Source organism: Mesorhizobium sp. WSM3866 (genome assembly GCF_002294795.1).
In the GTDB taxonomy this organism is placed as follows: domain Bacteria; phylum Pseudomonadota; class Alphaproteobacteria; order Rhizobiales; family Rhizobiaceae; genus Mesorhizobium.
Window position 1 is genome coordinate 56,029 of sequence record NZ_NSGC01000021.1, and the last position, 6,342, is coordinate 62,370.

The window sequence follows — 6,342 nt, forward strand, 5'->3', positions numbered from 1 at the left end:
GATTACCGTCCGAAAACCGCAGCCTCTCAGCGATACCGCGCCTGGTTCCATTTGTGGCCGAGCAGCGACAGGATGATGATCAGCCCGTTGAAGAACTGCACGTAGAAGCCGCTGAGGCCCGCGGCGACGACGCCGGTCTGGATGAACGACACGGTGACCGCGCCGATCGCGCCGCCGACCACTGTACCGATACCGCCCCAGGTCGGCGTGCCGCCGACGAACACCGATGCCAGCACCGGCAGCAGATAGCCGTCGCCCGCCGTCGGCCACCAGGTGAAGTTGATCATCACCGAGAACGTGCCGGCGATCGCCGCCCCGATGCCGGTGAAGACGAACACCTTGACCCGGACGCGCTGGACGTCGATGCCCATTTGCTTGGCGCTGTCCGGATTGTCGCCGACCACCTTGACCTGCGCGCCGAAACGGTGGCGGTTGTAGAGCAGCGCCGACAGCACGACGAAGGCGATGGCCCAGAAGATCTGCACCGGGATGCCCCAGAGCTGGCTGGAAAAAATCTTGTAGGCCCAGCTGTCGGCCAGATTGGTCAGCGCCGTCGACTTGCCCTCGTTGATGATCTGGATCAGCCCGCGCAGCAGGAAGTTCATGCCGAGCGTGGCAATCAGCGACGACAGGCCGCCATAGACCACCAGCGATCCGACCAGGAAGCCGAGCAGCGTGCCGGTGAGAAGCGCCGCGGCGATGCCGAGGAACGGATCGTAGCCGGCCTGCACGACGATCGCGAAGGCCCATGAGGCGAAACCCATCGTCGCCGGGAACGATAGGTCGATCTCGCCGCAGGTGACTACGAAGACCAGCGGCACGACAACGAACAGCGCGACGGGAAGCGTCGTCAGCACCGAGCTGTAAAGATACCAGGTGGTGAAGACGGTCGGGTTGGCGATCATGAAGATCGCCATCATGACGATGAACACGGCGAGCGTGCCTAGCGCCGCGCGATTGTCGAGGACGAAGCCGCGCAGCCAGTGATCGGAAGGATGACTCCACTGCTTGCCTGATTCTGTCGGGCCGCTTGCCCTTCCCAGAGGTGTTTGCAGATCGGGTTCCATGGCCTTGCTCATCACGCTCTCTGCTCCGCTCCGCCCGCCTCGTGTAGCCCTGGCAGGCCACCCGGATGCGCGATCTCTTCCATAAAGTTGATGAGGTCGTCGGCTGACTTGACCTCGCTGCGGTCAGCCGTCAACGCCACCTTGCCGCGGTCGAGCACCACGAAGCGGTCGGCAATGTCGAAGACATGATGAATGTTGTGGCCGATGAACAGGATCGAGCGGCCACTCGCCTGCACCTGGCGCACGAAATGGAAGACCTTGGCGGTCTCCGTCAGCGACAGCGCCGTCGTCGGCTCGTCGAGGATGATCAGCTCCGCCTGCTTGTAGATGGCGCGCGCGATCGCCACACCCTGACGCTCGCCGCCCGAAAGCTGGCCGACGATGGAATGCGGCGTGAACACTTTCGAGGTGAAGCCGATCTCGCGCATCAGCCGGCTTGCCTCCTCGATCTCCTTGTTGACTTTCAGCCAGCCCATGAAGCCGGTCAGCTCGCGGCCCATGAAGATGTTGCGCACGATCGTTTGCTGCACGGCCAAAGCGCGGTCCTGGAAGACCGTCTCGATGCCGGCATCGCGCGAGCGGGCGGCACTCCATCCGGTCACCGGCTTGCCGCGTACGAGGATGTCGCCGCTTGTCGGCTTGACCACGCCGGATAGGATCTTGATCAGCGTCGATTTGCCGGCGCCGTTGTCGCCGATCAAGCCGACCACCTCGCCGCGATCGACGCTGAGGTTGACGCCGCCCAGCGCATAGACCTGGCCGTAGGATTTCTTGATATCGCGCAGTTCGATGATGCGTTCGCCCATGCGATCCTCGCTTCCAATTGTGTTATCGGCCGCTTGCCGGCGATCCGGTCGGCCGGGCCCAACCCCGACCGACCGCCTGGGAGGTCAACGCAGCGCCTGCTTGGCCAGCTCGGCGACGATCTCGTAATTCTGCGGCGTGACGAAGCCGGCGCCGGTATCGACATTCATCGGCGCCAGACCCAGCACCACCTGCTGGCAAAGGCTCAAGATCGGCAGATAGCCCTGCAGGAAAGGCTGCTGGTCGGCCGTCAGCTGCACCCAGCCGCCCTTGAAGCCTTCGACGATCTGCGGGCTGGTATCGAAGCCGAAGTTGAAGATGTCGCCGGGCTTGCGTCCCGCCGCCTGCATATAGGTGGCGACGTTGCCTAGCATCTGTCCGCCGGGATAGCCGACCGCCTTGACGTCGGGGTGGTTGAGCAGAGCCGCCGTGATCACCGGAATGGCAAGGTTCGGGTCGGACGCCCATTCGCCGCTCGGCGGCGAGGACAGCTGGATCACCTCGACGCCCGCCTCCTTCAGCGCCGCGACCGTGCCGCGCTCGCGCGCGCCGCGATTTTCGTTCTCGAACGGGCCGATCATGATCGCCTTGTCGCCGGCCTTGAGCTTGCCGAGCTTGAAGGCCTCGGCGCCGAGCGCGCGGCCCTGCCGCTCCTGCTGCGCGCCGACATAGCCTCCGCCGAACGCTTCCACCACCTTCGGCACCGGCACGTTCTGGTACATCATCTTGATGCCGTCCTTGTGCGCCTGTTCGGCTAGCGGCATGATCGCGGCATCGCCCGGATGGCCCATCATGGCGATGCCTTGCGGCTTGACCGCGACCGCCTCGCGCAATTGCTGCACCATCTTCTCGACATCCCACTGGGAGAAGATGTAGTCGACCTTCGGACCAAGATCGGCCGCCGCCTGCTTGGCGCCATTGTAGACGATGGTGCCGAAGGCGTCGCCCTCGGCGCCGCCGACGAAGAAGCGGATATGGACGTCCTTGCACCATTGGGCGTCAAGCGCCTTTGCCGGCAAGGTGGAGATCGAGGCGCAGAGCGCCGCGGCAGCCGCCACGACGGTCGAGCGCAGAACAGTCCTTCTGGTCGTGATGCTCATGCACGTTCCTCCCTTTTGGTCCCTCGCAACAGAGGGTTTCGACGATTGCTTCGGCCGTAGTCTTGGTGGCCGGCTCCTCCCGCCGGCCGGTCCTCACACCGGATTGGGCAGGTAGCTGGCTCCTCCCCTGCACTGCTTCAGATAGTCCAGCGCCCGCACCTGACCGGTCATCTCGAGGTCGCCGCGATAGACCGGGTCGTGCCAGCCTTCGATGTCGATGGCGCCCTTGTAGCCGGCCAGCCGCAATTCGCTGATCACCCGCGTCCAGTCGCTGTCGCCGAAGCCGGGGCTGCGCATCTGCACGAACGGCACGCGTCCGAACACGCCGTGCTCGCGGATCACGTCCCGGCGCACGGTGGCGTCCTTGCCGTGGACGTGGAAGATACGCGGCGCCCATTTGCGAATCTGCGGAATCGGGTCGATCAGATAGACGAGCTGGTGGCAGGGCTCCCATTCGAGCCCGAGATTGTCGTCGGGCAATTCGTTGAACATCAGCTCCCAGGCGTCCGGGTTGTGGGCGATGTTCCAGTCGCCGCTCGCCCAGTTGCCGTCCATCGCACAGTTCTCGAAGGCGATGCGCACGCCCTTGTCGGCGGCGCGCCTGGCCAGCGGCCCCCAGACCTCGCGGAAACGGGGCAGGCTGTCGGTCAGCGGTTTGCCGCGCAGCCGGCCGGTGAAGCCGCAGACCATCGTGGTGCCGAACAGATGTGCGTTGTCGATGACGGTCTCCCACGCCGCGAGCACGCCGCGGTCGACCTCGCCGTTCTCCAGCGGATTGCCGAACACGCCGATCGATGAGACGGCGACGTCCGCATCGCCGATCGCTTCGCGGATTTCGCCCGCCAGGCGCTTTAGGTCCTTGCCGCCCAGCGTCTGCCAGAAAAAGGGCTGGATGCTCTCGAAGCCGAGCGGCAGGATCTGTTTCACATAGGCGGCCGGGTCGTCGAGATTGGCTCGCACCATGGTGCCGATCCTGATGTCGAGAAGCGGGTTCGGCATCATGGCGTTTCCTTTGCGATTGCGACGCGGCGTCCGGTCTCTGCGCTTTCGATGGCGCCAAAGACCATGGCTAGGCTTTTGATGTTGTCGGTGCCGCGCGTCTCCGGTTCGGTGCCGGTCTCGATCGCGCGCATGAAATCCTGGATGATGCCGAGATGGCCGTCGACTCTGTCGGACGCGTCGAGCGCCGGCACCTCGATCGACTGGGTCTTGTCGATGATACCGTCGCGGCCGGATGCAACCACCTCGGCCTTCAACCCGTCATGCCCGTCCCACAACAGGCTGCCGCGCTCGGCGACGATGCGCCAGCTGCCTTCCCAACTCGTGCGGAAACCGTCCGCGCACCAGGAGCCGGCATAGGTGAAGACCTTGCCGCCGCCGAAATCGAACACCGCGCTGGCCGACGAGCCCTGACGGTACCAGGAATTGGCAGGCTCCCACTCCTGGCAATAGACGCCGGCCGGTTCGCCGGCGACCATGTAGCGGGCGGCGTCGAACGTGTGGATCGCCATGTCGAGCAAAAGCACGTGGCGCATCTCGTCGCGAAAGCCGCCGAAGTGCGGCGCGACGAAGAAGTCGGCATGGATGCTGGTCGGCTTGCCGATGGCGCCGGAATCGAGGAACCGCCGGATCCGCCTGACATTGGCGACATAGCGCCGGTTCTGAACCACGGCATGGACCCGCCCCGCGCGGCGCGCCGCTTCGATGATGGCGCGCGCATTTTCTGGGCTGTCGGCAAGCGGCTTTTCGGTGAGCAGATGGCAGTTATGGGCAAAGGCCGAAAGCGCGACCTGGCGCCGCGCAGCAGGAACCACGACATCGAACACGGCATCGGGCCGGGTCTGATCGAGAACGGCATCGAGGCTGGTGCCGATGACGGCATTGGGGAGCTCGTACTCGCGCGCCCTCGCCTGCGCCCGCTCGGCATCGAGATCGACAAGGCCGGCAATGGCAAGCCCGTCGATCTGCCTCGCGGCATCGAGCCACTGCCTGCTCATGGCTCCGCACCCGACCAGGACGACCTTCATCATCCAGCGCTCCTCCTCCGCTCGGCCCCTCCAGGCCGAGTGTCACGGCATTTCCGGCTTCACCGTAAACGTTTTTCCGTAAACGTTTACGAGAACACACCCGATGGCGTAGAATGTCAATCACCTGCTCGCGAAAATCGACATGCACTGCTTGGCCTGAAGGACGGCCGGTGCTAGCGAAGTCAGGGGGAGAACCTACCTTGGCGTCCAGCATCCACGATCTCGCGCGTCACCTGAACATTTCGATCGGCACCGTGTCGCGCGCGCTGAACGGCCGCGCCGACGTCAATGCGGAGACGCGCCAGCGCGTGCTCGAGGCGGCCAGGAAGCTGAACTATTCGCCCAACCAGTCGGGCCGCAGCCTGCGCCAGGGCGCCACCCGCTCGATCGCCTTCATGCTGCAACCGCATCCCGGCGACCAGCAATATGGCGAGCCGTTCTTCATTCCGTTCCTGACCGGCCTGCAGGCGCGGCTCGCCGAGCATGAGCTGGATCTGATGGTCGTCATGGGCGAGCCCGGCCAGTATCAGCAGGAGCGGCTGCGCCGCGTGGTTGAGACGCGCCGGGCCGACGCGGTCGTGTTGGCCAATACACGGCGGGAAGACGATCGGATCGACTATCTGAGCAAGGCCGGCTTTCCCTTCGCCACGCTTGGCCGAAGTCAATCCGGCGGCGACACCTATCCTTCGCTCGATATCGATTTCGAGAGGGCGGGTAATGAAGCCGTCGACCGGCTGGTTGCGCGCGGCCACCGCCGCATAGCTGCCATCCGCCCTTCGCTTGATCTCAACTTCGGCTACCTGTTCCTCGACGGCTACCGCAAGGCTCTGAAGCGGCACGGCATCGAAGTCGACCCCGGCCTGATCGCCGACGGCTTCATCAACGAGACCGGCGGCTACCAGGTGACGCCGCGTGTCATGCTCTCCAAGGACCGGCCGACAGCCATCATCTTCAACAATGACGCGATGGCGCTCGGCGGCTGCAAGGCACTGGCCGAGATGGGCATCAGGCCCGGCCACGACATCGCGGTGATCGTCATCGTCGACACGCCGCTCTGCCGCTACTTCTCGCCGACGCTGACCGCCTTCCGTCCGGCGCTGGAGCCGATGGGCCGGCGGCTGGCCGAGATGCTGCTGGCGTCACTCCCGGCCCATGCCGGTCCGGAGGGGCCACGCACGATCCGCGAAGTCTGGCCGCTGGAGCTCGTCGCGCGCGAGAGCGATTGAGCACCCTCTCCTTCTCCCCTTGCGGGAGAAGGTGTCGCCGAAGGCGACGGATGAGCGACTATCTGAGGTGTCAAGTTGCATTTGCGAACTCGGTTCGCGCGTCGCGTGCTTTTGCATT

6 protein-coding genes are annotated in these 6,342 nt (G+C 65.0%); 1 reads left to right on the plus strand and 5 read right to left on the minus strand.

Features of this window, described 5'->3' with window-relative positions:
- Window positions 1–26: 26 nt before the first annotated feature.
- From CK222_RS29020 to CK222_RS29040, 5 genes are all read right to left on the minus strand, one after another.
- Window positions 27–1,079, minus strand: a complete 1,053-nt coding sequence (locus CK222_RS29020) for an ABC transporter permease (protein ID WP_095802684.1) — start codon at window positions 1,077–1,079, stop codon at window positions 27–29.
- Complete coding sequence (locus CK222_RS29025; protein WP_095802685.1) at window positions 1,079–1,873, minus strand: ATP-binding cassette domain-containing protein; 795 nt, start codon at window positions 1,871–1,873, stop codon at window positions 1,079–1,081. Before CK222_RS29025 ends, CK222_RS29020 begins: the two co-directional genes overlap by 1 nt.
- A gap of 84 nt (window positions 1,874–1,957) precedes the next feature.
- The gene (locus CK222_RS29030; protein ID WP_095802686.1) at window positions 1,958–2,971 is read right to left on the minus strand and encodes a substrate-binding domain-containing protein; all 1,014 of its coding nucleotides are present in this window, start codon (window positions 2,969–2,971) and stop codon (window positions 1,958–1,960) included.
- A gap of 93 nt (window positions 2,972–3,064) precedes the next feature.
- A complete protein-coding gene (locus CK222_RS29035; RefSeq protein WP_095802687.1) occupies window positions 3,065–3,973 on the minus strand; it encodes a sugar phosphate isomerase/epimerase in 909 nt (302 codons plus the stop codon).
- Entirely contained in the window at window positions 3,970–5,001 is a 1,032-nt protein-coding gene (locus CK222_RS29040) for a Gfo/Idh/MocA family oxidoreductase (RefSeq protein ID WP_095802688.1), read from the minus strand. Before CK222_RS29040 ends, CK222_RS29035 begins: the two co-directional genes overlap by 4 nt.
- Window positions 5,002–5,198: 197 nt before the next feature.
- Here CK222_RS29040 and CK222_RS29045 point away from each other — a divergent pair, with 197 nt between their 5' ends.
- Window positions 5,199–6,224 carry a LacI family DNA-binding transcriptional regulator gene (locus CK222_RS29045; protein WP_095802689.1) on the plus strand — a complete coding sequence of 342 codons (1,026 nt, stop codon included), beginning with the start codon at window positions 5,199–5,201 and terminating at the stop codon, window positions 6,222–6,224.
- Window positions 6,225–6,342: the final 118 nt, after the last annotated feature.

Excerpts from the sequence above, each read along its gene's own strand:
- CK222_RS29020 (WP_095802684.1), bottom strand. The coding sequence starts at position 1,079 with ATGAGCAAGGCCATGGAACCCGATCTGCAAACACCTCTGGGAAGGGCA.
- CK222_RS29025 (WP_095802685.1), bottom strand. The coding sequence starts at position 1,873 with ATGGGCGAACGCATCATCGAACTGCGCGATATCAAGAAATCCTACGGC.
- CK222_RS29030 (WP_095802686.1), bottom strand. The coding sequence starts at position 2,971 with ATGAGCATCACGACCAGAAGGACTGTTCTGCGCTCGACCGTCGTGGCG.
- CK222_RS29035 (WP_095802687.1), bottom strand. The coding sequence starts at position 3,973 with ATGATGCCGAACCCGCTTCTCGACATCAGGATCGGCACCATGGTGCGA.
- CK222_RS29040 (WP_095802688.1), bottom strand. The coding sequence starts at position 5,001 with ATGATGAAGGTCGTCCTGGTCGGGTGCGGAGCCATGAGCAGGCAGTGG.